Annotated in this window: 25 protein-coding genes and 2 pseudogenes; 16 read left to right on the forward strand and 11 right to left on the reverse strand. The window is 71.1% G+C overall.

The window, feature by feature from the left end:
• Positions 1 to 253 (forward strand): annotated as a pseudogene (locus QOZ89_RS42490) (hypothetical protein); the annotation flags it as partial.
• 52 nt (positions 254 to 305) lie between these two features.
• Here QOZ89_RS42490 and QOZ89_RS42495 read toward each other — a convergent pair.
• From QOZ89_RS42495 to QOZ89_RS42505, 3 genes are all read right to left on the reverse strand, one after another.
• Positions 306 to 1,325 carry a HEAT repeat domain-containing protein gene (locus QOZ89_RS42495; protein ID WP_131804248.1) on the reverse strand — a complete coding sequence of 340 codons (1,020 nt, stop codon included), beginning with the start codon at positions 1,323 to 1,325 and terminating at the stop codon, positions 306 to 308.
• Positions 1,326 to 2,549: 1,224 nt separating this feature from the next.
• On the reverse strand, positions 2,550 to 3,356 hold the full coding sequence (locus tag QOZ89_RS42500) for an ABC transporter permease subunit (RefSeq protein WP_312629864.1): 807 nt from the start codon (positions 3,354 to 3,356) through the stop codon (positions 2,550 to 2,552).
• Positions 3,353 to 4,108, reverse strand: coding sequence for an ABC transporter ATP-binding protein (locus tag QOZ89_RS42505; protein WP_071055019.1), 756 nt, complete (start codon positions 4,106 to 4,108; stop codon positions 3,353 to 3,355). Before QOZ89_RS42505 ends, QOZ89_RS42500 begins: the two co-directional genes overlap by 4 nt.
• A gap of 114 nt (positions 4,109 to 4,222) precedes the next feature.
• Between QOZ89_RS42505 and QOZ89_RS42510 the strand changes: the two genes are divergently transcribed.
• The 3 genes from QOZ89_RS42510 to pip all read left to right on the forward strand — a co-directional run bounded on the left by QOZ89_RS42510 (position 4,223) and on the right by pip (position 7,236).
• Entirely contained in the window at positions 4,223 to 5,404 is a 1,182-nt protein-coding gene (locus QOZ89_RS42510; RefSeq protein WP_071055017.1) for a sensor histidine kinase, read from the forward strand.
• Positions 5,401 to 6,072 (forward strand): response regulator, encoded by a 672-nt coding sequence (locus tag QOZ89_RS42515; protein WP_312629866.1) that lies wholly within the window; start codon positions 5,401 to 5,403, stop codon positions 6,070 to 6,072. Before QOZ89_RS42510 ends, QOZ89_RS42515 begins: the two co-directional genes overlap by 4 nt.
• 69 nt (positions 6,073 to 6,141) lie before the next feature.
• Positions 6,142 to 7,236 (forward strand): prolyl aminopeptidase, encoded by a 1,095-nt coding sequence (pip, locus tag QOZ89_RS42520; protein WP_312629868.1) that lies wholly within the window; start codon positions 6,142 to 6,144, stop codon positions 7,234 to 7,236.
• A gap of 30 nt (positions 7,237 to 7,266) precedes the next feature.
• Here the strand turns inward: pip and QOZ89_RS42525 are convergent, their stop codons facing one another.
• Positions 7,267 to 8,505 carry a hypothetical protein gene (locus QOZ89_RS42525; protein WP_312629869.1) on the reverse strand — a complete coding sequence of 413 codons (1,239 nt, stop codon included), beginning with the start codon at positions 8,503 to 8,505 and terminating at the stop codon, positions 7,267 to 7,269.
• A 287-nt stretch (positions 8,506 to 8,792) separates the two neighbouring features.
• Positions 8,793 to 9,434 carry a dihydrofolate reductase family protein gene (locus QOZ89_RS42530; RefSeq protein WP_312629870.1) on the reverse strand — a complete coding sequence of 214 codons (642 nt, stop codon included), beginning with the start codon at positions 9,432 to 9,434 and terminating at the stop codon, positions 8,793 to 8,795.
• 187 nt (positions 9,435 to 9,621) lie between these two features.
• Here QOZ89_RS42530 and QOZ89_RS42535 point away from each other — a divergent pair, with 187 nt between their 5' ends.
• From QOZ89_RS42535 to QOZ89_RS42550, 4 genes are read left to right on the forward strand one after another with little or no spacing between them, the layout of a single operon-like run.
• Positions 9,622 to 10,050 carry an ArsR/SmtB family transcription factor gene (locus QOZ89_RS42535; RefSeq protein ID WP_083420186.1) on the forward strand — a complete coding sequence of 143 codons (429 nt, stop codon included), beginning with the start codon at positions 9,622 to 9,624 and terminating at the stop codon, positions 10,048 to 10,050.
• The gene (locus QOZ89_RS42540; protein WP_312629871.1) at positions 10,050 to 10,544 is read left to right on the forward strand and encodes an SRPBCC family protein; all 495 of its coding nucleotides are present in this window, start codon (positions 10,050 to 10,052) and stop codon (positions 10,542 to 10,544) included. Before QOZ89_RS42535 ends, QOZ89_RS42540 begins: the two co-directional genes overlap by 1 nt.
• Complete coding sequence (locus QOZ89_RS42545) at positions 10,537 to 11,229, forward strand: TIGR03086 family metal-binding protein (protein WP_312629872.1); 693 nt, start codon at positions 10,537 to 10,539, stop codon at positions 11,227 to 11,229. The genes QOZ89_RS42540 and QOZ89_RS42545 overlap by 8 nt, the downstream gene beginning before the upstream one ends.
• A gap of 41 nt (positions 11,230 to 11,270) precedes the next feature.
• Positions 11,271 to 11,888 carry a LysE family translocator gene (locus QOZ89_RS42550; RefSeq protein WP_071055007.1) on the forward strand — a complete coding sequence of 206 codons (618 nt, stop codon included), beginning with the start codon at positions 11,271 to 11,273 and terminating at the stop codon, positions 11,886 to 11,888.
• A gap of 358 nt (positions 11,889 to 12,246) precedes the next feature.
• Here the strand turns inward: QOZ89_RS42550 and QOZ89_RS42555 are convergent, their stop codons facing one another.
• Complete coding sequence (locus QOZ89_RS42555) at positions 12,247 to 12,870, reverse strand: DUF3592 domain-containing protein (RefSeq protein WP_157910648.1); 624 nt, start codon at positions 12,868 to 12,870, stop codon at positions 12,247 to 12,249.
• A gap of 187 nt (positions 12,871 to 13,057) precedes the next feature.
• Here QOZ89_RS42555 and QOZ89_RS42560 point away from each other — a divergent pair, with 187 nt between their 5' ends.
• Entirely contained in the window at positions 13,058 to 14,098 is a 1,041-nt protein-coding gene (locus QOZ89_RS42560) for an LLM class F420-dependent oxidoreductase (RefSeq protein WP_071055001.1), read from the forward strand.
• On the opposite strand, the gene QOZ89_RS42565 is transcribed toward QOZ89_RS42560, so the two are convergent.
• A complete protein-coding gene (locus tag QOZ89_RS42565) occupies positions 14,067 to 14,738 on the reverse strand; it encodes a condensation domain-containing protein (RefSeq protein ID WP_083420184.1) in 672 nt (223 codons plus the stop codon). The genes QOZ89_RS42560 and QOZ89_RS42565 overlap by 32 nt on opposite strands.
• On the opposite strand from QOZ89_RS42565, the gene QOZ89_RS42570 reads away from it, so the two are divergent.
• Together QOZ89_RS42570 and QOZ89_RS42575 are read left to right on the forward strand one after the other, a co-directional pair.
• Entirely contained in the window at positions 14,626 to 16,194 is a 1,569-nt protein-coding gene (locus QOZ89_RS42570; RefSeq protein ID WP_241842482.1) for a TrkH family potassium uptake protein, read from the forward strand. The genes QOZ89_RS42565 and QOZ89_RS42570 overlap by 113 nt on opposite strands.
• Positions 16,195 to 16,244: 50 nt before the next feature.
• On the forward strand, positions 16,245 to 16,925 hold the full coding sequence (locus QOZ89_RS42575) for a potassium channel family protein (RefSeq protein WP_198543667.1): 681 nt from the start codon (positions 16,245 to 16,247) through the stop codon (positions 16,923 to 16,925).
• Here QOZ89_RS42575 and QOZ89_RS42580 read toward each other — a convergent pair.
• Together QOZ89_RS42580 and QOZ89_RS42585 are read right to left on the reverse strand one after the other, a co-directional pair.
• On the reverse strand, positions 16,922 to 17,746 hold the full coding sequence (locus tag QOZ89_RS42580; RefSeq protein WP_312629874.1) for a TetR/AcrR family transcriptional regulator: 825 nt from the start codon (positions 17,744 to 17,746) through the stop codon (positions 16,922 to 16,924). The two genes, QOZ89_RS42575 and QOZ89_RS42580, sit on opposite strands and share 4 nt — an antisense overlap.
• Positions 17,747 to 17,937: 191 nt before the next feature.
• The gene (locus QOZ89_RS42585) at positions 17,938 to 18,795 is read right to left on the reverse strand and encodes a DUF899 family protein (RefSeq protein WP_083420183.1); all 858 of its coding nucleotides are present in this window, start codon (positions 18,793 to 18,795) and stop codon (positions 17,938 to 17,940) included.
• 401 nt (positions 18,796 to 19,196) lie between these two features.
• On the opposite strand from QOZ89_RS42585, the gene QOZ89_RS42590 reads away from it, so the two are divergent.
• Both QOZ89_RS42590 and QOZ89_RS42595 read left to right on the forward strand, forming a co-directional pair.
• The gene (locus QOZ89_RS42590; RefSeq protein ID WP_312629876.1) at positions 19,197 to 20,327 is read left to right on the forward strand and encodes an NAD(P)H-dependent amine dehydrogenase family protein; all 1,131 of its coding nucleotides are present in this window, start codon (positions 19,197 to 19,199) and stop codon (positions 20,325 to 20,327) included.
• A 27-nt stretch (positions 20,328 to 20,354) separates the two neighbouring features.
• Complete coding sequence (locus QOZ89_RS42595; protein WP_241842481.1) at positions 20,355 to 20,933, forward strand: hypothetical protein; 579 nt, start codon at positions 20,355 to 20,357, stop codon at positions 20,931 to 20,933.
• Between the two features lie 226 nt (positions 20,934 to 21,159).
• Here the strand turns inward: QOZ89_RS42595 and QOZ89_RS42600 are convergent, their stop codons facing one another.
• A complete protein-coding gene (locus QOZ89_RS42600; protein WP_071055132.1) occupies positions 21,160 to 21,462 on the reverse strand; it encodes a DUF1876 domain-containing protein in 303 nt (100 codons plus the stop codon).
• A gap of 245 nt (positions 21,463 to 21,707) precedes the next feature.
• On the opposite strand from QOZ89_RS42600, the gene QOZ89_RS42605 reads away from it, so the two are divergent.
• A complete protein-coding gene (locus tag QOZ89_RS42605; protein ID WP_312629879.1) occupies positions 21,708 to 22,187 on the forward strand; it encodes an STAS domain-containing protein in 480 nt (159 codons plus the stop codon).
• Here QOZ89_RS42605 and QOZ89_RS42610 read toward each other — a convergent pair.
• Positions 22,098 to 23,249 (reverse strand): sigma-70 family RNA polymerase sigma factor, encoded by a 1,152-nt coding sequence (locus QOZ89_RS42610; RefSeq protein ID WP_241842480.1) that lies wholly within the window; start codon positions 23,247 to 23,249, stop codon positions 22,098 to 22,100. The genes QOZ89_RS42605 and QOZ89_RS42610 overlap by 90 nt on opposite strands.
• Before the next feature lie 102 nt (positions 23,250 to 23,351).
• Here QOZ89_RS42610 and QOZ89_RS42615 point away from each other — a divergent pair, with 102 nt between their 5' ends.
• Positions 23,352 to 24,515 (forward strand): Rieske 2Fe-2S domain-containing protein, encoded by a 1,164-nt coding sequence (locus tag QOZ89_RS42615; protein ID WP_241842479.1) that lies wholly within the window; start codon positions 23,352 to 23,354, stop codon positions 24,513 to 24,515.
• A gap of 240 nt (positions 24,516 to 24,755) precedes the next feature.
• Positions 24,756 to 25,025 (forward strand): annotated as a pseudogene (locus tag QOZ89_RS42620) (flavodoxin family protein); the annotation flags it as partial.
• Between the last annotated feature and the right edge of the window lie 259 nt (positions 25,026 to 25,284).

A 25,284-nucleotide genomic window follows, 5' to 3' on the forward strand; every position in this document is an offset into this window, starting at 1 on the left:
GCTGTGCCTGACCCCGACCCAGGCGTCCTGGGCCAACCCGATCGAGGCCCACTTCGGCCCGCTGCGCGGCTTCGCCCTCGGTAACAGCGACCCGCCCAACCACCCGGCACTCGCTCGCGACCTGCACGCCTACCTGCGCTGGCGCAACACCCACCGCCGCCACCCAGCAGTGCTGGAAGCCCAGCGCCGCGAACGCGCCCGTATCCACTCCGAACGCCAGCACCGCTGGGGCCACACCAGAAACGCCGCCTGATCAACAAGAACCGACCCGCATTCGCGGACAACGCACTAGCGGTGCCGGCCGCTTACAGGGACGCGAAGGGGTTTTCGGGGTCCTGGGCCGGTGAGTTGTTGAGGAACGCGGCGAGCCATACGGCGAGGCTGCCGGCCCAGGCGAGGTCATCCTGCCACGGCACCTGCAGCATCCACTGCTCCATCTCCGGCGTGGTGGCCGTTGCGAGCAGGTCAAGCAGGCGCCGCGGAGGCGGCGCCACGGTCGCGCACAGCCACGCCAGCGCCCCGGCGAGACGGAGATCGATCGAGCTGTCCTCGTCCGTCCACAGCTGCTCGGCCCATGCCACGGCTACTGCCGCCTCAGATCGTTCGAGCGCGAGCTGGGTGAGCGCGAGCACCAGGCTGATCCGCACCGGCTCGTCATCCTCCAACGCCAGCCGTGCCCGCAGCGCCTGCGACACCACAGGTGGCGCTCCTGGCACGGTGGCCAGCGCGTAGGCGGCGGCCGCACGCACCGCCGCGTCGGCGTCATCAAGCAGCGGGATCAGCAGCGAGACGTCCGCGGTGATCGCCTCGCGCGCCGCCTCCAACGTCAACTGGACGGGGTACCCGGAGACATCGAACCGCAGATCCTCGGGTGGATAATCCACCCGGAGCAGGTCCTGGCGCAGATCGCCCCCGAAATGGTCGCGATGGCCCGCCTCGGCCGCCAGCAACAGCAGACCGGCGCGGCAGTGCGCGGCCGGGTGGGCAGCGAGCCGGATCAGGAACGGCACCGCCAAAGCCGCCGGGGCGGAGGTGCCACCCTGGTGACGAATCCTGCCCCACAGGCCGCCGAGCTCACGCGACACGACATCCGGATCGCCGTCGGAAAGCGCACGCAGCGAGTCAGGCACGTCCCCGGCCCTTCCGAACGCATGGTGATATCGCCGCCACGGCACAGCATCGACCGCAAGCCTGCCGCTGGCCCGCAGCTCCGGCAGCACACGGCGAACATCACGTAACCACCGGTACTCGCCGAGCCCCTCCATCACCTGCCGGCGGAGTCCCCAGTCGTCCCCAACGCCCTCGACCACACCCTCGTCAGCCACAGCCCGATCATGACGACAAGCACCGACAGATTCCGACACCGCCGCCAGCCCGCAGACAGGTGATTGCTACCTACGCCCCCTCGTGGTCGAGATTCGGCTCCGCGGACAACCGCCGGGGAGCAGAAACGGCGATCATTGGCCGCTGCGGCGCACCGTGGCGGCTGGAGCGAGGCGGCTGCGGTGACGACTCCCGGCGGCCACCGGCCAGCATGTGACGCGCGCCACCATTTGCTATGTAGTTCGCCGTTTCGCTGTGGTCCGAAACCGACCCACTCACACTGACCACGGCCTCCGGCCACCCCGATAACCCGGGCAGTCAGCGTCAACGTCGGGATCCGGGCCGCACACAGACCCGCCGAGCCCTACCGTCCCGGCCGCCCACGCTGTCAGCCTCAACGGCCAGATCGGCTCCCCCAAGCCGACAGCCATCCGCACAGCGATGCAGGCGGCAGAAGCCACGTTGACACCGAAGCCCACAGCCTGTTCGGCCCCGGAGACCGTGACCGGCCCCTCACCACCCGGGATGAGACAGCCTCGCTCCCGCGACGGGTGACAATGGACGCACCGCCGCTACCCCCGGCGAGGAGGTGACCCGACGCATCGCCGCGACCTGCCCAGCGCCCACGGCCCTGCCTCCACCACGACCGGCCGGATGTTCTGGCTCGACAGCCCGAGCAACCGCTCGCACCCGTCAGGGAGCCCGCCACCGGCCGACCCGGACAGACATATCGGGCATGATCGCGTCGCGGAGTTTTCGTACCCCTTTTGAGGTGCCGCCGTCGCCGTTTTGGGAGAAGCGTCGAATGTCAGACGACCGGATAGTTACGCCGAGGCTCACCCCTGGAGGAGCCCTAATAGTCCTCGCAATGTCGGTCGGCACAGCGGTTATCGTTATCCTTGCTGTCACAATTGCCGTTCCGCCAGGCGAGCGCCGCGCGATGATACCCGAACTCTTGTCCGACCTACTGTTCGGCACATTCTTCTTGATGATCATACTTGCATTGTGCGTAGGGATATCGTTTCTTCCTTCATAGTCCTGTGGCGGTCGGGCTCGAGTCGCGGCCCACGGGACGCGACGGGAGGCCGGTGGCATGGTGCCAGGCGTCGCGGAGCCCCGCGCCGACAGGGCGTCGGGATGGCATCCGGTCGTGTGCGCCGCGCCGAGTCCGGTCCAGCTCGTGGTGTGACTCACCGGCCACACCGCCGCCGTGCGCTCGAGGGCGTTCACGCCGGACGGATGTCGCGGCGATGAGCAAGTGAGATGGCGGCCACGAGGGCGACGGTGGTGTAAGCCGCGGTGACGACGAAGCCGTGCCAGGGCCCGGCAAAGTAGTCGGGGCGTTGGACGGTGTGTTGGATGGAGAAGCCGGCGAACGGTGTCCAGCGTTGAGTGAACTGCTGTATGCGGTCGCTGGTGGCGAGCAGGCCAGGTAGCAGGAGCGTCGCGACGACGACCGGGATCGCGATCGAGGTACGCCGCACGATCGTCGTGATGCCGACGGCGTAGACGGCGATCAAGGTGGTCAGTAGTCCGGTGCCGACGATCGCGCGTAGGAATGGCCCGCTGAACAGGTCGGGTTCGGGGTAGCTGGGGGCGACATAGCCCTGGCCTCGTTGGAGCGGGCGGGCCACGAGATAGGAGGCCCAGGACGAGGCGATGCCGATGACGAGGGTGCTTGCGGCGGCGACGGACGCCTTGGCGAGAATCACCCGGTGGCGGCGCGGGGTCGCGGTGTAGCTGGTCGAGATCATGCCTGAGCGTTCCTCGTTGCCGATCGCTGTCGCGCCGACGACCGCGGCGATGACGACGCCGATGAGCACGCCCACGAGGGTGTTGGCGACGATGTCGTCGTCACCGGGTGCGCCGGGCGGGTCGGTGGAGGGGGTGTTGGCGACGACGAGCGCGGAGAACCCGACAGGGAGGGTGGCAAGCAGGCCCATCGCGGTGAGCGTGCCGCGGCTGCCGACGGTCTTGATCCATTCTGCCCGGACGGTCCTGAGGCGAGGATGCGGCCTGGAGTTCGGGGTCATGGACGGACTTCCTCGGGTGAGGTGACGACTCGCAGGTAGACGTCTTCGAGACTGGGACGGTCGGCGGCGTCGGGGCTGCCCATCAGCAGCGATGCGATGCTGGCGTCGGCGGCGATCCGGCCGCGGTGGATCACGACGACGCGGTCGGCGATGCCTTCAAGTTCGCGCATCAGGTGCGAGGAGACGAGGACAGCCCGGCCTTCGTCGCGGAGGTTCCTCGCCAGCCGGCGAAACCAGACCATGCCTTCGGGGTCGAGTCCGTTCATCGGTTCGTCGAGTATGAGAATCGGTGGGTCGCCAAGTAGGGCCGCGGCAACGCCGAGCCGCTGCTTCATGCCGAGCGAGTATCCGCCGACCCGGCGTCGAGCGGCGGTGCCGAGGCCGACCTGTTCGAGGAGCGCGTCGACGCGGGCCGCGCGGATGCCGCCTGCCGCGGCCAGCCAGCGCAGATGGGTGCGGCCGGTCAGCCCAGGGTTCACGGCGGTGGCATCAAGCAGCGAGCCGATCCGGGTGAGCGGGGCATCGAGGTGCCGGTAGAGCTGGCCCGCGACCAGTACCCGGCCCGCGCTCGGGCTGGCCAGCCCGAGCGCGATGCGCATCGAGGTCGTCTTGCCGGAGCCGTTCGGGCCGACGAGGGCGGTGACCGTGCCTGGTGGCACCGTGAACGTGACGTCGTCGAGCGCGACCACGGTGCCGAACCGTTTCGTCAGCGCCTCAAATGTCAGGCCGGGTTGTGGAAGGTTCGATCGCATGGCTGGGACGGTAGGGACGGCCACGTCGGCGGCGGATCCCCCGCGGGAGCGGTTGTCGGCCTCCCCCGAGCGAGCGATGCGGGATCACCGGCCGGCCAGACAGACTGGTCGGCGATGAGCGCACAAGTCCGCCCGGCGATCGTTGGTCGCGTCGAGGGCACGCTGGTCGACATTCTGGCGATGCCATGGCCGTGGATCGGCGCCGCGGGAACGCTCCTGATCGCGGCGGTGGCCCAGGTGGGCCTCGACGACCGGTTCCTGACATCCATCGCGATCGCCGTGCCCCTCGCCTTCGTCGTTCGCCTCCCGCGCGCGGCGGCAGCGGTCGCCGTGGTCGCGGCGTTGGGCTGGCTTTTCCCGCGGGCCCAGCCAATCCCGGTCGGCGCCGGGGCAGGCCTCATGATCGTGTGCGCGGTGGCCGCCTACCGGCTGACGGCGATCGACACCTGTGTGATCGGCGCGTTGTTCCTCGTCAACGCCGTGACGCCGTTCAACTCCGCCGAACCGGGAGCCGCCGGCTACCTGTTGCTCGCCGTCGTGACCGCGGCACTCGGTCTCGGCCGGCTCCTACGGAGCCGGAACGCGATCATCGCGGAACACGAGGCACTCGCCGTCGCCCATACGTCGACGCTGCGCGAGCGCTCGATCCTGGTCGACCGCGCGGCCATCGCACGGGAGCTGCACGATGTCGTCGCCCACCACATCTCGCACATTGCGATCCAGGCTGAGACCGCCCGCTACACGACGCCTGACCTGCCCGAGCTCGCCGGCACGCGACTCGCCGCGATCGGCGAGTCCGCCCGCGACGCGCTCGCCGAAATGCGACGCATCCTTACGGTGATCCGTTCCCCCGCCCCACCCCGCGGCGGCGCAGCGGTCAGCCAGCCCGAATCGGCTCGCGCACCCCGCCCGGGCCTCGACCAGCTCTCCGCGCTGATCGAGGCCACCCGCGTCCTGGGCACCGTGGTCACCGTCACCGTGAGCGGAAGCCCAGCCCCGCTCCCCGCCGGCACCGACCTCGTCTCCTACCGGGTGATCCAGGAAGCCCTCACGAACGCCCGTCGCCACGCTCCCGGCGCCGACGTCGACATCGCGGTTGACTACACGCCGTGCCTGCTCCGCCTGATGATCAACAACGGCGCCCCGGACCTGGCCTTGCCCGCCGACAGCGCCGGACTCGGTCTGGTCGGCATGCGTGAACGGGTCGACGCGGTGGGCGGGACCCTGCGCCACGGGCACAGGACCGACGGTGGGTTCGAGGTCGTCGCGGAGCTTCCCCTCCGACGGAACCGATGACCGCGCCAGCACCGATCCGGGTGATAATCGCCGACGACGATGGAATCGTCCGGGCCGGTTTCTCCGCCTTGCTGGCGACCCGGGACGACATCGTCGTCGTCGGTACCGCACGCGACGGACAGGACGCGATCCGAGCCGCGACGGCACATCGCCCCGACGTAGTCCTGATGGACGTCCGCATGCCCGTCCTCGACGGCATCGCCGCGACCCGCGCCATCACGACCACGCTCGCACCCGCACCCCGGGTGATCGTTCTCACGACGTTCGACCTCGACGAGTATGTCTATGACGCACTCGTCGCGGGAGCCAGTGGGTTCCTCTTGAAGGACCTACCGGCGACGACCCTGTTCGACGCTGTACGCGTCGTTGCCCGCGGTGACGCCCTCCTCACCCCTGACATCACCCGACGCCTCATCGACGAGTTCGTCCGCCTCCGGCCCCGCGTCCGGCCCGACCGGCTCGCCCAGCTCACAGCGCGTGAGACCGACGTCCTGCGCCTGCTCGCCGCCGGCCATTCCAACCCCGAGATCGCCGCCCGGCTCTACATCGCCAACGAGACCGTGAAGACACACGTCAGCAGCATCCTCGCCAAGCTTGCGGCTCGTGACCGTACCCAGGCCGTCATTACCGCCTACGAGTCCGGGCTCATCCACCCGGGCGCCCCATAGACAGCCTCGCCGGCCCTCCGTATGGACCACATCGCCGTTGCAGCCAGGGCCGGCCACGGAAGGAAACAGATGAGGGAGTTGTTCCCGGCCATCGAGCCGTACGCCCATGGCTTTCTCGATGTCGGCGAGGACAACCAGATCTACTGGGAGACCAGCGGCAACGCGGGCGGCAAGCCCGCGTTGTGGGTGCACGGCGGCCCTGGCAGCGGCGGACGCCGTGGCAGCCGCCGGATGTTCGACCCCGAGGTCTATCGGATCATCCTGTTCGACCAGCGCGGTTGCGGCCAGAGCCGGCCCCATGCCTGCGACCCGGCCGTCAGCCTGGAGCACAACACCACCGAGCACCTGATCGCCGACATGGAGCGGCTGCGCGAGCACCTGGGCATCGAGCGGTGGCTCCTCTACGGCGGCTCGTGGGGCTCGACGCTGATCCTCGCCTATGCCGAGCGCCACCCCGACCGGGTCTCGGAGATCATCCTTGTCGGCGTCACCATGACCAGGCCCGAGGAAATCGACTGGCTCTACCGCGGTGTCGGCCGCCTCCTGCCAGCCGAGTGGGAAGCATTCCACGAGGCCTTGCCGACGGCGGACCGGGACGGCGATCTCGTCGCCGCCTACAACCGGCTGTGCAACAGCCCGGACCCGACGGTCCGGATGAACGCAGCGCGAGCCTGGTGTGCTTGGGAAGACGCCGTCATCGCCCACGAGACGCTCGGCGCCCCGGGCCAGTACAGCGGCAAACCCGACGATGCGCTCCTGGCATTCGTCCGTATCTGTACGCACTACTTCGCCCACAGCGCCTGGCTCGAGGACGGCCAGCTGCTACGCGACGCCCACCGGCTGGCCGGCATCCCGGCGGCGCTGATCCACGGCCGGCTCGACCTCGCCAGCCCGCTCAGGACCGCCGGGGACCTCGCCGCAGCCTGGCCCGACGCGGAACTGAAGGTCATCGCCGAGTCCGGCCACACCGGCAGCCCCGCCACCAAGGAAGCGATCATGGAAGCGATCGAACGGTTCAGCCAAGCTGACGCTGGCCCACAGCCCTCGTCCAGCCAATCAACGTTAACTCCGTCAGCAGTGGCACCGTCGGCAGCCGCCGACAGCCCCATCCGACGTGATCCAGGCCGCCGTTCGGTATGTAGTCCGCCGTTTCGCCGCGGCTAATGGTCGACCGCATGGCGCGCCGCTGTGCGGCTAAAGCCGCTCAAAGTCGGCAGCCTCAGGTTCACTGACGGCATCCCCTTTGGCCACAGCGCTCAGATCCTTGGCCTGGCGTAGGGCCTTCAGCTCGCCCAAGGCGCTGGTTGCGATCAGCAGAAGAGCGAACGCCACGCCTGCGAGGACGGCAACGGACGGCGAGGCCACGCTCTGCACAGCGCCAACGAGCGTGGCACTGGCCGCGTAGCCGACACCGGTCGCCGCATACATCACCGAGTACGCCGCCGCGTACGCGCTGGGCGGCAAAGCCTCGCGCAGTGACAGGGCGCGGGTTACCTGAACACCGGCCGCCAGCTGGCCTGCGACGAGTAGAGCGCCGGCGATCCAGGGCAGCGAACCTGCCGCAGCGACGACGGCCACGCACCCGGCGACGGCCAGGAGGAGAACCAGGCTCTGCGTACGCAGCGAGCCGGGCCAGGTGCCCCGCAGGCCATACAGAGCGGCACCGGCGGCCGAGGCGATCGAGAATCCCGCGAGGAGAGGGCCTGCCCAGCCGACGCCGATCGCCCGCTGTTCCAGCAGCGCGGGCAGGACGAGTTCGGCCAGTGCCAGCAGGGACATCGCGGCACCACCGGTGACGTAGATGGGCCATGCGCGGACGAGTGTCCGCGCCATGGAAACGCCCTCCCGATCATCCGCGTCCACCATCCAGCCAGCGGGCTGTGCCCACAGTCCTGCCGCGGCGGCGGCCATCAGTACCGCGGCGAGAAGGAGTGGCAGGGATGGGGCAAGGCTCAGCGCGAGTACCCCGGCGAGCGCGGGGGCAGCGGCCCAGACCACGGAGGTAAGGACGGACTCGGCACTGAGCGCCTCGACGACGAGGGCCTCCGGAAGCTGCGAGGTCAACAGGGTGCGCAACCCTCCGGGTGCCGCGGCGGGCGCGGCGCCGGCAAGCACGGCGAGGGCTCCGAGCACCAGGACGTGCGCGTCGAGCAGGAACCCGAGCCCGGCGAACGCACAAGCCCCGACGGCCAACCCAACCGCCAGGTGGCCGCGGGCCCGCTCTGGCTTCAGCCACGGGCCGAGCACCGCGGCCCCGACCACCTCGCCGATCACATAGGCCGCGGCGAGCCCGGCGCCCACCGCATACCCACCGGGGCGCTCGCGCACGAGAAAGACGAGTGCTAGCGGTGCCATCGCGACGGGCAGCCGGGCGCCGACGGCGACGAGAGCCCAGACGAGGACGGGGCGGGTGGCAAGCTCGCGATAACCCACGGCAACCTCAGCGCGCTCGAGTTGCGTTCACGGCGTCGGGCCGTCAGCACGTCGGGTGGCTGACGTCGGCGTCGCGCCAGCGCCGACAGGTCCGGGAATCGCGGGCCGGCAGGAGTGGCAGGGATGGTTCGAGTTGGCGATCATGTCCGGCCGGCCATCGACGGCCAGTCCCCCAATCTCCACGGGAAAGCGCCGGGAGCCAAGCCTCAACAGCCACCGCAAGGCCCCACCAGATACGGTCCGGTCACCGCTCAACGCGCAGCCAGCTCGCCGTCCCGCCGCTGCGACTACCTGACGACGCGGTATCGCAGGTGGGTCACTCCAGGGGCCTCGACGACCCTGAGAAGCTCCAGATCGATGCCGTCCGGCCCAAGGTGGTCGAACAGGCGGATACCGGTGCCGAGCAGCACCGGGACGAGGTGGATCTGTATCTCGTCGACCAGCCCCGCCTGAAGGCACTGCTGCGGGACGCTCGATCCCATCAGGCTCACCCAGCGGTCCCCGGCCGCCGCCTTCGCCTGCTTGACGGCGCTCTCGATGCCGTCCGTGACGAATGTGTAGCGGCTCTCGCCTTGCGGCACCTGGTCCGGCACACGGTGGGTCACGACGAAGAGCGGCAGCCCGGGCAGCGGCCCGTTCCCGCCCCACGCACCGCTGATGTCGTAGGTCCGCCGACCGGTCACGACCGCCCCGCCGCTGTCCACCAGCTCTTCGAACACCTTGGCGCTGGCGGCGGCGAGTTTGAACGGTGGTACCGGCACGCCTCGACGCTCGGCCTCCTGGTAGGGGCGAATGGGGGTGTCGCCGTCGAAGTACCAGTCGAAGATGCGCCTGACGCCCTCGCCCTCGCCGTCCGGATGCTCGGCATCGCTCCTGCCAGCGATGAAACCGTCCAGGGACATCGTGAGAGCCACGATCACCTTGGTCATGAAGTGCTGCTCCTCTCCGCTTCTCACACTGTGGGTGGGGCTGCCGGAGACGCCGGCGCGCCGCGGGCGCATGTACCGCCCGCTTGGTCCACACGCCCCGATCCTCGCACTTCTCAACCAGACGGTTGACGTCTGACGCCAGCCACTCTAGCCTTCTCATCAACCGGTTGGTTGAGGAGTCGAGGGAATGGTGGACCAGCTCTCCCAGGTGTTCGCGGCGCTCGCCGACCCGACGCGGCGCGACCTGGTCGCGCGGCTGACGGACGGGGACGCCACGGTCGGCGAGCTGGCGGCGCCATACTCGGTCTCCGTCCAGGCGGTGTCCAAGCACCTCAAGGTGCTCGAGCAGGCGGGCCTCGTCAGCCGCACCGACGGCGGTCACCGCAGCCCGGTGCACCTGGAGGCGCAGGTCTTCGACCTGGCGACGGCCTGGCTGGAGCGGTACCGCCGCCAGGCCGAGCAGCGCTACCGCCGTCTCGACGCCGTCCTCGCCGCCATGAACGACGACGAGAACAACGAGAACGCCCACCACCCGGCGAACCACCCCGGTACCAAGAACCCGAGCAAGAACAACGCCCGCGCACGCAACGCGGCCGAGAGCAGAGAGAGCGCCTGATGACCACCACGAAGACTGTCAGCATCGAAGCCGACCCGAACGTGCCGTTGGTCCGGATCACCCGTGACTTCGCCGCGACCCCGGCGCAGTTGTTCCGGGCACACACCGACCCGGAGCTGTTCGCTCGCTGGGCCGGCCCCGACGGCATGGACAACCGCATCGACTACTGGGACGCCCGTACCGGCGGTAGCTGGCGCTACGTCGCCCACCGGGACGGCGCCGAGTTCGCCTTCCACGGTTCGTTCCACGAGATCCGCCCCGACCGGCTCGTGCAGACGTTCACCTACGAGGGCGCGCCCGACAGCGTCGCGCTGGAGACCCTGTGGTTCGAGGACCTCGGCGACGGCCGTACCCGCCTGCACGCCCAGTCCCTCGTCGACAGCTTCGAGGGCCGCGACGCCTTCGTGAACAGCGGCATGGAGGTCGGCATCGAGCAGGGCTACGTGAAGCTGGACGCGGTCCTGGACGCGGTCCTGGCCGCCGACGATGCCTGAGACAACCCGCGAGCAGTCGCCGTCGCCGTCGTTCCAGGGCGACCGGGGCGCCGGCGGCGTGCTCGCCGACCTCAGGGACCCCATCGAACCTGTCGACCTCGTCGCGCTCGCCGGCCAGCCGGCCGAGCGCCACCGGCACGTCGCGGCGACGTTCACCGACCGGGTACTCGGCACCCGCGACTGGGACACGCAGTCCCCTGTGGCCGAGTGGCGGGCACGCGACGTCGTCCGCCACCTGTGCGAGTGGTTCCCAAGCTTCCTCGAAGCCGGGACGGGGATCGAGCTCGCCCGCGGACCGTCGGCCGACGCCGACCCGGTCGAGGCCTGGCGGGTACACGCGGACGCCGTGCAGGCCCTGCTCGACGACCCGGCGACGGCGGACCGGGTGCTGCGCAACCCCCACATCGGCGAAATCCCGCTCCCGGCGGCGGTCGACCAGTTCTACACGGTCGACATCTTCATGCACACATGGGACCTGGCCCGGGCCACCGGCCAGGACGACCGTCTCGACCCCGGGCTGTGCGCCGTCCTGCTGGAGGGGATGGCGGGCATGGAGGACGCGATCCGGGCCTCCGGGCAGTACGGGCCGCGCGTGCCAGTCCCGGACGGGTCCGACGTCCAGACCCGGATGCTCGGGTTCATCGGCCGATACCCGCTCTTCGCGCCGTCGGGCACGGCGCCGTAAACGCGGTTTCGCCAGGCACGCCGGCGTCCTAATCTCGATAGGTGCTTGTCGCGGTTACCACCTTCACGGTCGCGTCCGTGCTCGTCGTGCTGCTGCCGGGGCCGGACACACTGGTCGTGGTGCGCAACCTGATGAATGGTGGGCGCCGGCTCGGCCTGCGGGCTTCGCTCGGCGCCATGACCGGCCTGTCCATCTGGGTGGTCGCCGCGTCGCTGGGGCTGTCCGCGCTGCTGACGGCGAGCCACGACGGGTACCTCGCACTGCGCATCGTCGGCGCGGTCTACCTCGGCTGGATGGGTCTGACCACGCTGCGGGCAAGGTCCCACGGTGACCCCGGCGCGGCGGCCGAGCCTCGCCGGGGCCTGATCGGGAGCGGCTTCACCTCCGGCCTGCTGACCGACCTGCTGAACCCCAAAGTCGGGGTCTTCTTTATGACCTTCATGCCAGGCTTCATCCCCGAGGGCGCCCCGGTGGCCGCGACGTCACTGCTGCTGGGCGGGATCTTCGTCGCGCTGGCGGCCCTCTACTACCTCGCACTGCTCGCCCTGTCGGGACCGGTGAGGCGCTGGCTGTCCGACGGCCCGGTCCGGCGCTGGGTGGACCGCGTCACCGGCCTCGTCCTGATCGCCTTCGGCGTCCGCCTCGCCGTCGAGCCCTGAGCCGTCTCCAGTCAGCCAGCCAGGTTCGCGCCAGACGGAGTCACGCGGTCACCAGCCGACGGGCACGTGATCGCCCCGATCCTGATCGGGCTCCATCGGTCGTCAGACTGCTCACCCTGCCCGGCCCGATCATGCGCTGGATGGCCGATGCCCGGTCCGTCGCGGGGTCGACGGGTGCTCCACCGGAAGGACGCGTCCACTGGCCCTCGGGTGACGGTCTACGCCAGCCCGTTCACCGACGTCAGGTACGACCTCCCGGGCGCGTTCGAGAAGTCCGTGACGTTCGCCGAGGATGGGACGATCACCGTGCACGGGCGGGACGGGGCCGCGCTCACGCTGCCGCTGGAGAACTACAAGATCACAACCTGGCCCCTGGCCGCCGCCGAGCCAGGCCGATCACGCCGACGACGGCGCACACCGCCCCGGTGGCGGCGCCCGCCAGGTCCCACCACATCGGCTCACCGTTCACCCAGCTCGCCAGCGCCACGCGTCCGGGCTGCTCCGGGTCGTAGATGATCCGGACGGCGTCGCCCTCATCTACGGACGAGGTCACCCAGAAGCCGAGCCTGCGCTGTTCGACGTGCTGGCCGACGGTGTACCGGACGGTGGCGTGGTCTAGCCCACGGTTCGACTCAACCGCGACCACCTGCGCCATAGCAGGTGTGCCATGGGCCGACAGGTCCGCAAGCAGCTCGTGGTCGTGCCAGGCCGCGCGTAGCTGGACGACGAGCGCGACCAGACCGACGATCGTCAGCACCGTCAAAAGGACCAGATCGCTGGGCGGGGGTCGGAGTCTGACCGACCGCCGGGTGGGCAGCGCGAACGAGCTCGGGGCATCCAACGGCTCGGCGGTCCGGATCCGGATGACGACCGGCCCCCGCGGCGCGGCCCCGCCGGCGACCGCCGGCGGACCGGCCGCGGACGTCTCAGGATCAACAACTGGCGCGAGATCCGCGGGTTGCGGCGGCACACCGTCTGCCACGCCAGACTCGCCTCGCTTCCATGGCAACACCCCAGTCGGACCACCTCAGTTATGGCACAGCTTCGCCTACTTCATGGCGTTCCTGCGGGGCTTCACCCCAAGATGGCGCCGGGCCTGGCCGGTACGGTGACCAACGACACGACGTGGGGCGCACGGCGTGCGGCGGCGAGGGCGGGAGGCGGGGCGGATGCGGATCGGGATGCAGCTGGCCTACAGCGGCGGGTTCACCGAGACGGCCGCGGAACTCGGTGACTACGAGAAGGCCGGGCTGGACATCGTCTTCGTGCCCGAGGCGTACTCGTTCGACGCGGTGAGCCAGCTCGGCTTCCTCGCCGCGCGGACCGAGCGTGTCCAGCTCGCCTCCGGCATCCTGCCGATCTACACCCGCACGCCGACGCTGACCGCGATGACGGCCGCGGGGCTGGACTACGTCTCCGGCGGCCGGTTCACCCTCGGGCTTGGCTCCTCCGGCCCGCAGGTCATCGAGGGCTTCCACGGTGTCCCCTACGACGCTCCCCTGGGCCGCACCCGCGAGATCATCGAGATCTGCCGGGCGGTTTGGCGCCGCGAGCGGGTCGAGTACCAGGGGAAGCACTACACACTGCCGCTGCCGGCCGACCAGGGTACCGGCCTCGGGAAGCCGCTGAAGCTCATCAACCATCCGGTACGCGAACGCATCCCGATCTTCATCGCCGCTATCGGCCCGAAGAACGTGGAACTGGCCGCGGAGCTCGCCGAGGGCTGGCAGCCGTTCTTCTTCCACCCGGAGCGGGCGCGTGACGTCTGGGGCGCGCCGCTCGCCGCGGGCGGGGCGCGGCGCGACCCGGCGCTCGGCCCGCTCGACGTCGTCGTCGGCGCGCCGCTGGCCATCGGTGAGGGCACCGAGGAACTGCTCGACCTGATGCGGCCGATGTTCGCGCTCTACATCGGCGGGATGGGCGCCAAGGGCCGCAACTTCTACAACAGCCTCGCTCAGCGCTACGGCTACGAGAAGGAGGCAGCGCTCATCCAGGACCTCTACCTCGCCGGGAAGAAGAAGGAAGCCGAGGCCGCGGTCCCCGAAGAGCTGCTGCGCGCCAACGCCCTGATCGGCCCCGAGGGCCACGTCCGCGAGCGCCTCGCCGCCTATGCCGAGGCCGGCGCGACCACCCTCACCGTCACCCCGCTCGCCGGCGACCACCGTTCTCGACTGGCGCTCATCGAGCAACTCCGCGAGTGGACCAGCTGACCGCGTCGCCCGGCGCGGCACGCACGGCGTAGGCCGCCGCGAGCTCGGCGAGCAGCGGCGCGTCGGACCGCCCGTCCGCGGAGACCCGCTGCAGCACCAGGAGTATCCGGTGGTAGCCGCCATCGATCCGGAAGACCGTCATCCGGGGTGGCCACTCGCCGGCCAGGTCGAACGGACGGCCAACCCTGCTCCGGACCGCGTAGGTCATGCCTTGGCCGTCCAGCCCGTCCATCCGCGCGAGATCGGTCGTGTCGGCCCATTCGATCGTGGGCGCCGCGGTGGGGACGACCCGCGGGTGCGGGCGGCCGTCGGCGACCTCGACGAGGGTACGCAGCGCCTCGTGGCGCGCGGTCACCTCCGCGAGCGCGCCGCGCAGGGCATCGGCGCTCAGGTCGCCGAAGACGTCCACGACCACCGCGTGGTTGTAGGCGGCCGAATCAGCGGACATAGGACGACGATGCCAGGTTCTGGCGGCCTGGCAGGATGCGAGGGGCCAGGCAGGCGTGGCGCGGGCGTGAGGAGCTGGGGTGACGGTGAGCGGGCCGCCGCCGGGACCCACCGACGACCACCTGCCCGACGACCACCTGCCCGACAACCGGCTGCCCAACGACCAGTCGCCCGGCGCGCGGCCACCGGACATCCCACGCCGTCCGGTCGACCGCCTGGCACCCGCCTGGGTTCCTCCCGCCCCCCGCGTGGGCGGCGACGAGTCGTCGCTGGTGACGCCGGAGCCGCGGCGGCGGCGAGGACGTCGGCTTGGGCAGGTGCTCGCGACGCGTCTCGGCCATCCGCTGAAGCTCACGGCGGCGGCGTTCCTGACGACCGTCGGCGTGATCACGCTGCTGCTGCGCCTGCCGCTGTCGGCCGAGCCCGGGCAGCACACGACGTTCCTGCAGGCGCTGTTCACCGCGACCGGCGCGAGCTGCGGGGCGCTCGCGAACGTCGACACCCCCACCCACTGGTCGACGTTCGGCGAGGTCGTGATCATGTTCGCGGTCCAGCTGGGCGGGCTGGGGTTCATGACGACGGCGTCGCTGCTGGGCCTGCTGGTGTCGCGCCGGCTCGGCGTACGGATCCGGCTGCTTGCCGCCACCGAGACCCAGTCGGTCGGGATCGGCGACGTCCGGCGGGTAGTCCGAGGGGTCGCCCTGATCACGCTGGCGATCGAGGGCGCCGCGGCGCTGGTGCTGTTCGCCCGGCTGTGGCTGGGGCATGGGCTGCCAGCGGGACGCGCCGCCTACCACGGCGTCTTCCACGCGGTCACCGGGTTCAACAACGCTGGCTACGCGCTGTACAGCGACAACCTGGTGTCCTTCGCCGACGACCCGGTGGTCGTGATGACGATCGGGCTGGCCGCGATTCTCGGCGGGCTGGGGTTCCCGGTGTTGTTCGAGCTGCGCCATGAGCTGCGCAAGCCCCGGCTCTGGTCGATGCACACCAAGGTGACGCTGCTGGGCTACGGAGTCCTGCTCGTCGGCGGGGCCGCCGCCGTTCTCGCGCTGGAATGGCGCAACCCGGCGACCCTCGGCCCGCTCGGCGCCGGCGACAAGCTGCTCGGCGGGTTCTTCGGCAGCGTCACGGCCCGCACCGCCGGGTTCAACACGTTCGACTACGGCGCGGCCCAGCCGGCGACGCTGGTCGTCACCGACATCCTCATGTTCATCGGTGGTGGCAGCGCAAGCACCGCCGGCGGCATCAAGGTGACGACGTTCCTGATCCTGTTCTTCGCGATCGTCGCCGAGGCGCGCGGCGACGACACCGTCGACGCGTTCGGCCGGCAGGTGTCGCCGGCGGCGCTGCGCCAGGCGATCGCGGTGGCGCTGCTGGGGGTCGCGCTCGTCGTCGCCGGGACGCTGTGCCTGCTCATCTCCAGCCACCACACCCTCGACCAGACCCTGTTCGAGGTGACATCGGCCTTCGGCACCGTGGGGCTGTCCACCGGGATCACTGGCGGGCTGCCGGCCTTTGACCAGTACGTCCTGATCGCTCTGATGCTGATAGGCCGAATCGGCCCGATTACGCTGGCGTCGGCGCTGGCGCTGCGGGAACGGCGCCGGCTGTACCGGCTGCCCGAGGAACGGCCGATCGTCGGCTGACCGGACCTGTGCGCGGGTCGTGTGACGGCAAGAGGGGAGGCGGGGCTGGCGTGGGCCGGGACATGCACCCGAACGCGGTACTGGTCATCGGGCTGGGCCGGTTCGGCAGCACACTCGCCGAGTCGTTGCAGCGGCTCGGGCACGACGTCGTCGCCGTCGACACGGACCGCGACCTCGTCCAGGAGTGGTCGGGGACGCTGTCCCACGTCGTCGAGGCGGACGCGACCAGCGAGGCGGCGCTGCGCCAGCTGGGCGCCGACGGCTTCGACCGGGCCGTGGTCTCGATCGGCGTTGATATCGAGGCGAGCCTGCTGGCCACCGGAACCCTGCTCGACCTGGGCGTCCCGGAGGTCTGGGCGAAGGCGATCACCCGCCAGCACGGCCGGATCCTGGAACGCATCGGCGCGTCGCATGTCGTCTACCCCGAGCGCGACGCCGGCGAGCGGGTCGCGCACCTGCTCTCCGGGCGGCTCATCGACTTCGTCGAGTTCGACAAGGGGTTCGCGGTCGCGAAGCTGCGCGCTCCCGGGTCGATCTGCGGGGCGACGATGGACGTCGTCAGGCCCCGCACCCGGTTCGGCGTGACGGTCGTCGGGGTGAAGCGCCCCGGAACCGAGTTCACCCACGTCGTGGCCGACACGGTCCTCGGCCACGACGACCTGATCATCGTGACCGGCCGCACCGACGAGGTCGAGCGCTTCGCCGCGGCCACCGGCGCCCGTCCCGCCTAAGGCCCTCCTCCAAAGGCCCTCCCCCATCGGAGCTTTCCGGTGTAACTCACCGCCGTGTTGGTACGCGCCGCGCCGGGGTGCCTTGCCAGGTCCGTCCCACGGAGACCGTCCAGGGTCGGATCACCCAGGGCCGGGCCGCGCCGGGGCAGGTCACAGCAGCGCCGTAAGCACGGTCCGAACCGTCGCGTAGTGGTCCGGACGCGGCGGCTTCCGTTCCCGGCGTTCCCGGCGTTCCCGGCGTTCCCGGCGGAGTCCCCGGCCGCGCCTCCAGCCGGCCGACGCGAGTCCTGCGCCGCCTCGAGGACGGCCGCGCCGATGACGGCGGCCGTCACCTGGGACACGACGTCCAGGGCTCGGGCCCGGTCCGTCTCGGTCGGGCCCGCGGCCCGCAGCAGCCGCCCGAGATGCCGTTCGACGTTCTCTTCCAGGATGCGGCCCTGCGCGACCTGCATGACCAGGATCGGATGCTCGCGGAACCACGCGAACAGGCCCTCGGTGAACCGCGTGACCGTCTCCTCGAACGACGCGGCCGGCTCAGGGCCAGGCGCGTACAACGTGTCGACGGCCCGAGCCATGACCAGCGCGAGGAGCTCCTCGCGGGTCCGCACGTGGTAAGAGACGCCCGGCACGGTCATGCCGAGCGCGTCGGCCACCTTACGGATGGTCACCTGGTCGAGCCCGATCTCGAGGGCGGCGTCGATGATGTCATCGACCGTCACCTTGCGCGGGCGGCCGCGCCTGCCAGGCGACGCCGGCTCGACCCCGCTGGCGCTGGCTTCGAGGTCCGCTCCGACTTCGGGGTCTGCTCGGCGTTCGGCCACGTCAGGTGACGGTAGCGGGATTGCGCACCAGCCTTCCTGGGAGCGCACCCGTCGGCTCGCCGTCGCGGTAGGTGACGACGCCGCTGACCATCGCCCTGGCCTGGATCGCATCCACGCCTCGAAGGGATACAGATTTTCTGCGACAGCCATTGGGGGCTCGCGCAGGCGCTCGCCCGGTGTGTAATTGTCGATCAGGACCCAACAGTGAGGTCGTCAGAGCGTCCATCTTCTAGTCGCGACCACTGGGCGATGGGGCGTCCGCCTGGCCACACTGGTTGCCAAGTGGGCGAGCCACTGCTAGTCCGCGTGTAGGTGCACTGTTGTGGCCAGGCGGGGGGCGAGTCCTCCCACGGCTCCTGGCGTCCGTACACGGTGAGGTCCATGAGCGCGTAGCTGTAGTCCATCACCTCTGCGCCGCGGCGGCTCGTCCAGTAGGTCTCGAAGACGCGGTCGCCGTCCCGTAGGTAGCACATCAGGTGAAACAGGCCAACTTGGCGCCCGGCGAAGAGCGCGTCGAGGGAGGCCTGTGCTGAGTACCACGGCATGTCCCAGCCCATGAAGTCGCGGTAGCGGATGCTTTCGTCGTAGGGACCCTGACACAAGACCGCGTAGGTGATGTCGCGCGAATGAAGGTAGGACAGCTCCGCGACCTGGGTGGTGACCCACGTGCAGCCTTCGCACTGCTCGGGCGCAGGTCGACCGGGGTTCCACATGAAGTAGTAGGCGATGAGCTGTCGGCGCCCTTCGAACGCTTCGAGCATGGTGAGTGGCCCGTGGGGCCCGGCCAGTGCGAGGTTGGCGTCTACCTCGACCATGGGTAGACGCCGCCGGGCCGCGGCGATCGCGTCGCCTTCCCGGGTGTGCGCCTTCTCCCGATCCCGCAGCCTGTCCAGTTCGGCCTGGAAGGTGGCCCGGTCGACGGCCGCGGGCAGGCTCGGTGGGTTAATGACGCTGGCCGCCGCCGGCGTCGACGACGAGACTGAGCCCGCCGCGCAGCACCCGGAGGTCGACGACGTCGGCCCGCTGCGGTTTGCTGATGCATCGTTCATGACTGTCTCCTCTTATCAGTCGAGCGGTTCATGAACGACCACAACCCTAATCCTGACTCTTCATGAGGCTCGCGGCGTGTCGGGGCGCTAGACGAGCGAAAGTGCCTCTGGACTAGGAGAAACTCGGCCTGAAAAGTGCTACCCGACTTCTGCAGCATGTGGGCACACAGACAGCCGGAAACCATGTGTGACCTGTGGGACGGAGCTACCGGCCAGTACGGCGTGTGTCCACACCAGACCCCGGGTATCCCACCAGATCATGGGCCGGGCCATGATCTGGTGGCATTGTCGGCGCCGCCGGACCGGCGCCATCCGGAGGGGTGCGGCCGAAGGACGACCTCGCGTCCCCGCCCGTTGCCCCTCCCCCCGGAGGCGCATAATATATGCAATATGCAGAAGTTATGCGGAAGTTGCGATACGTGACGATCAGGGTCGTGCACTGGGGCACCGGTCCGACCGGGCGCCTCGGTCTTCGGGGCATCATCAACCATCCCGGCCTGGAACTGGTGGGCCTCTACGTCCACTCAGCGGACAAGGTCGGTCAGGACGCCGCCGCGCTGTGCGGCCTGCCGGGAACCACCGGCGTGACCGCCACCGATGACGCGGCCGCCCTCGCCGCGTCGGGCGCGGACTGTCTCGCCTACTTCGGCCCGGTGGCGCGTGACGGCGCCGGTATCGCCGACGTGGCGCCCTTCCTCTCGGCCGGTACGAACGTGGTGACCACGTCCTTCGCCGGGCTCACGCATCCGCCTACCGCCGAGCCTGCCCTGCGGGACCCGCTGGCCGCCGCCGCGACGACCGGCGGGGCGTCGTTCTTCGCGACCGGCATCGAGCCCGGCTTCGCCAGCGACATTCTGCCGATGGCCCTGCTGACGGCCTGCGATGAGATCAGGTCGATCAGGATCCAGGAGATCGCGGACTACTCCGACTACCCGGCCGCCGACACCATGCGGTACGCGTTCGGGTTCGGCGAGGCGACGGACTTCGGCTGCTTCCTGGCCGACCCGGCGATCCTCACCGGCGCCTGGCGGGGCGTGGTCGACGCGATCGCCGACGTGCTCCAGGTGCGGCTCGACGCGATCGAGACCGACTACGAACGCGCCGTGCTCGACCGCGACCTGGACACGGCGATAGGCACGTTGCCGGCCGGCAGCACGGCCGGGGTCCGGTTCGAGGTGCGCGGAATGCTCGACGGCCGGCCCCTCGTCGTCCTTGAGCACGTCAACCGCATGGCCGACGACGTCGCGCCGCAATGGCCGCACGGCACCGCCGGCGACACCCTCACCTACCGCGTGGAGATCATCGGCAGTCCCACCATGCGGTGCGAGCTCGTCTTCGACCCGCCGGAGTCCGACAACGGCCTGACCGCGACCGCGATGCGCGCCGTCAACGCGATCCCCACCGTCTGCGCGGCGGGACCCGGGCTGCTCGGCGCGGCGGACGTGTCGCTCGTCGCCGGCCGGAACATCGCGGGCCGGAACATCGCGACCCGCGCGCGATCTGGCCAGGTCAGCGGACAGACCTCCCGTTGAGGCGCCGCCGCGGCGTAGCGTCGCGGTGTGCATCGGCTTTCCTCGACTGTGGTCTGCGTCGTCGGGCCGGACCCGGCGGCCGCGCCGGACAAGATCACCCGCTCGGTCGTGGCCCCGCTGGCCAGCGCAACGAACGTGACCGTCGTGCTCCCTGACGACACGCTGCCGCCCGGCGCGCGGGCCGCGGCGGCCTGGCAGGAGTGCCGCGCCGTCGCCACGCCCTACGTGGTGCACGACGCGGACCCGCTCGCCGAGGTCGCCGCCGCCTGGGTCGCCCGCTACGACGAGGCCGGCCAGGTGGGCGACCTGGAGGTCGCCGTGAGCGCGGCCGTCGCCCGGTTCCGCCGCGGCGAGGTCGATATGCCCGACAGCCTGGTGCTGCTCGATCCGGACGGCTGGCCGCCGACCCGAAGGCACTGGTACCTCGGTGTGCTCGCCGCCGCCGCGCCGGCGCGGGTGGTACCGGTCCGTTCGGACGCCCGCGAGCTACGCCGTGCCCTCGTGGCCCTGCCCGCCGGCCGCTGGTGGCCGGAACCCGCGGAGCGCCTCCTCGACGGCATTGACCGCGTCGTCCCCGACCGCGTGGGACTGCCCGTCCGCACCTGACCTAGGCCGGTCTCGCCGGACACGTCAGATGCCGGGCGGGAGATAGCCCGGTATTGGGGCCGGCACGTGGTCATGACCGGGAAGGCCCGGATTGTCTCCGCGGCGCGGAGCCCAACCACGAGCCTGGCCCAATACGCGTCGAAGCGGCGATCTGGCTGGTCGGCTACCAGGGCGCGGCTCTCACGTCGGTCGCTGCCGCATTGTGAGAACTCCATGGCGTTGGTTTCTAGGGCTGGACGATCGCCCGCTTGCCGGTGCGGGACTCGATGTTGCGGGCCGCGGTGTCGAGCAGCTGGTGCGCTAGGTCCGACAGGGCCCGCGAGGCCGCGACCTCGTCGCCGATCGTCGGCACGTCGGCGTCGTGCGGGTGGCAACGGGCCAGGCCTACGGCACGTATCTCCTCGCCGGTCCCGAGCTTGCCCAGCTGTACCGCGTCGTTTCCGTGCAGCCGGGCCTCGGCCCGGGTCCTGCCCTCGTCCTCGATCAGCTGTACGTCCACGGTCCAGGTCTTGGTCTTCGTCACGGTCATCGCGCTCACCGCCTTCGTCGCTGCCACTTCACTGTTGCCTCCTCGGAGCCTTCCCCGTCCGCCGCCGGTTGACCAACCCCGGGCCACCCGCCGTCCGGCCGGCCCACTCGGCCGGCCCGCTCGGGCGGTCTCTCGGGCGGCCACCGCGGTCTCGGGAGACGGCCGCGATGAGTCGCGGCCCGCCGGGCAGTCAGTACGTCAGGCCGCCGCGACTGTCGGTGTCCCAGGGATCCGGAGGCCGATGCGTGGGCACGTGCGAGGAACTGGCGGGCGGGGCCCAGCCGGCGGGAACACCCCGGCCGGCGGCCACCGCCGCTCCCCCGGCGGACGAGCTCCGGTGGCGGTTCGACCCCGCCGCGGACCGGCGCGCCACCGGGGAACTCTGCAAGTCCCTCAGCGCGGCCCTGGTCGCCGCCCCGTGGGCGCGGACGGTGGTCTGCGACGTCACCGCCGTGCGCACCCCGACGCTGGCGACCGTCAGCGTCCTCGCGCGGCTGCGGCTCACCGCCCGCCGGCTGGGCCGCGGTTTCCAGCTGGACGGGGTCCAGCCGAGGCTGGCGCTCGTGCTGGAGCTGACGGGCCTGGCCGGCGTGCTGGACGCGGACGGCGCGCCAGCCGGGCCCGTCGCCGCCGGCTCAGCCCTCCAGGAAGGGCGGGAGGCCGAACAGCGGGAACAGCCGGTCGGTGTCCAGGAAGTGGTTGACCCCGACGATCTTTCCTTCTGAGAGCTCGAGCACGATCAGCGACCACGGGACGTAGCTGCCCTCGCCCATGCCGTCCGGCACTGGGGAGACCTCCGCCCCAGTGACCGCCGCGTGAACCGCCGCGTGCTGCTCGGCCTCGCCCGGCGGCAGCAGGTGGTACTGGCCGAAGGCGGGGCTCCCGTTCGCGACGGTCGGCACCAGCCGGGAGTCCCGACAGACGGAGCCCGTCCCGAGCATGAACTCGGCGATGTCGACCGGCCCGCGCAGCCAGAGCTCCAGCGGCGGCATGGTCATCGTCGCGTCCTCGTGCAGCAGCGCGGTGAGCGCGTCCATGTCATAGCTCTCGAACGCGGCGACATAGCGGGCCAGCAGCGAACGCTGCTCCTCGTCCGAGGGGCGCAGTTGGTCGGTCTCGGCGGCGGGCGAGGCCGCGAGGGTGGCGCGGGCTCGCTGCAGGGCGCTGTTGACCGAGGCGACGGTGGTGTCGAGCAGCTCCGCGGTCTCCGCCGCCGACCAGCCGAGCACCTCGCGCAGGATCAGCACGGCCCGCTGGCGCGGCGCGAGCCGCTGCAGCGCGACGACGAGCGCGAGCCGCACCGACTCGCGCGCGACGGCCAGCTCCGCCGGGTCGGCCGGGCCGCCGGCGCCAACCGCACCACCGGAGAACACCGCCGCGTCGGGCGCCGGCACGATCCAGGTCGCCTCGGGCAGCGGCGCGGGCAGCGCGTCCGCCGGGCCCGACGGACCGGTGAGGTCGATCGGCCGGGCCCGCCGTGCCCTGCCGGCGGCATGGTCCGAGCAGACGTTGGTCGCGATCCGGTACAGCCAGGTCCGCAGCGACGCGCGACCCTCGAACCGGTCCAGGCTGCGCCAGGCCCGGATCATCGTCTCCTGCACGGCGTCCTCCGCCTCGAACGGGGAGCCGAGCATTCGGTAGCAGTAGCCGGTGAGCTCGCCGCGGTGGCCGGCCATCCGCTCCTCGAGCTCCGCGCGGCTCCCCACCGGCGTGCCGGCCACGAGCGTGCCGACAGGCTCTGTGCCGGCAACCTGTGTGCCGGTAGGTCCAGAGGTGCCCTGCGTCATAGCCCGATGATGCACCCCGGGTCCGACAAAACCGTGGGGGGCGGTCACCGCCGGGCCGAACGGCCCGGTCCGCGGGCGCCCGTTCGCTTGCGCGCAGGCAACATGCCCGCAATGCCCCCGGCCTACGGTCCGGTGGTGACCGTCGTCGACTCCGCCGCCCCCGCCGCCCTCGTCGCCGCCGCCGCTGCCACCCAGCGCCCCGACCAGGGTGCGGCGCTCGACGCGGCGTTCCTCGCGGCGTCGGCGCGGTACTGGCACCCCGTGGCCCGGTCGTCGGACGTCGGCGCGGCCCCCGTGCACGCCGTGCTGCTCGGCGTCGAGCTGGTCCTGTGGCGCCGGCCCGCGTCCGGCCCGGCCGCCGCGTCCGGCGAGCCCGGCACGGCGAGCACGGCCGGCGCGGGCGCCGTGGCCGCGCTGGTGGACCAGTGCCCGCACCGGAGCGTGCCGCTGTCCGGCGGCGAGGTCGACGCCGACGGCCGGCTGCGCTGCCCCTACCACTCCTGGGGGTTCGACGGCGCCGGCCGGTGCGTCGACATCCCCCAGCAGCCCGGCCAGCGCATCCCGGACATCATCGCCGCCCAGCCGGTACGCGTCGCCGAGGCGGCCGGACTCGTCTGGGCCTGCCTCGTCGACGAGGAGGACGAGGCGCGGCCGCGGCCACGTTTCCCGGAGATCGAGGACCTGGGCTGGCCGCACTACGTCGGCACGGTCCAGGACTGGAACGGCCAGGCCGCCCGCCAGGTCGAGAACTTCTGCGACATCGGGCACTTTTCGGTCCTGCACACGGACACGTTCGGCAACGCGGAGGCGCTGGCGGTCGAGCCGTACGCGGTCCGGCGCACCGCGTGGACGATCGAGGCCGACTACCGCTACCCCAGCGTCAACCCGGTCGCCGAACCGGGCCCGGACGGTCGTCGCCCGGTGGGCGAGACGTTCTTCCAGTACCGCATCGAGCTGCCGTTCGCCGTCTGGCTCGGTGGCGCCAACGGCCCCGGCTCAGTGATGTTCTCGGTCAGCGCACCGACGTCCGCGACGACGCTGCGGCTGTTCTGGATGAGTGCGTTCGACCCGGCCGTCCACGGCGACGAGCCGGTCGACGGCATCGGCCTGCAGGCCGTCGAGGATCTGATCTGGGCACCCGACAAGGCGATTGTCGAGTCGCAGCGCCCGGCCCGGGTGTTCGCCGCGACCGAGGTCCACCGCGCCTTCGATGGTCTTGGTGTCGCCTACCGCGAGGCCCTGCGCGACCTCGGCTTCGCCGGCTGACCATCGTCGCTGTCACACGGCGACGGGCTCGCGACGCGCTCCCGCCGGTAGCCGGGCAGCGTCATCCGGCAGCCGGGTCGTTCTCCGAGCAGGGAATCGCACCTGACGGCGCACGGCCGCGTCGGCGGCCCGCGTCGGCCCGGGCAGATACTCCCGAACGCGATCTCAGCGCGACGGGTCCGGTCACTGAGGTCGCCGGCACGGTGTAAGGGGGTCTGTCTGGTCGACGAGGCGGTCGACACCCGGGCCAACATCCGCTACACAAGCGGCACGCTCAAGCACTTCTTCGACCAGGCGTACTACCCCTGCTTGGAAGCGAGCGTCGGTCGGCCGTACGCCCTGTACGTCCACGGCAACTCCGACACCACTGGCGCGGTCCGCGGCGTCGAGACGATCGCCACCGGCCTGAAGTGGAAGCGCCTGCGTGAGCCCGTCACGGTGATCGGCACGCTGGACGCCAAAGACCGGGAGGCTTGCTGGGAGCTGGGCGCCACCGCCGCCGCGGCCCTACCTGGACCTGGTTCATCGCGGCCCTGCGCGGTGATATGGAGCGGTAGATCGGTGGCGTGCGGGGTCGGACCGGAGATGGTGCCAAGAGCTACTCTTCATGGCCGGGGTTCGGCGTCGCGCTGCGACCAGATCTACTACCCGGTACTCGAGGCCGACGAGGACCGGAGCCCCGCGCGTGACCCTTTCGGGTAGCTTGCGGGGCCGATCCGCCGACGCGGGGCGCGGCGTTCGTGCCGCCCGGAATACTGGGGTCCATGGT

The sequence above is a fragment of the Pseudofrankia coriaricola genome (genome assembly GCF_032027725.1).
Lineage (GTDB): Bacteria > Actinomycetota > Actinomycetes > Frankiales > Frankiaceae > Pseudofrankia.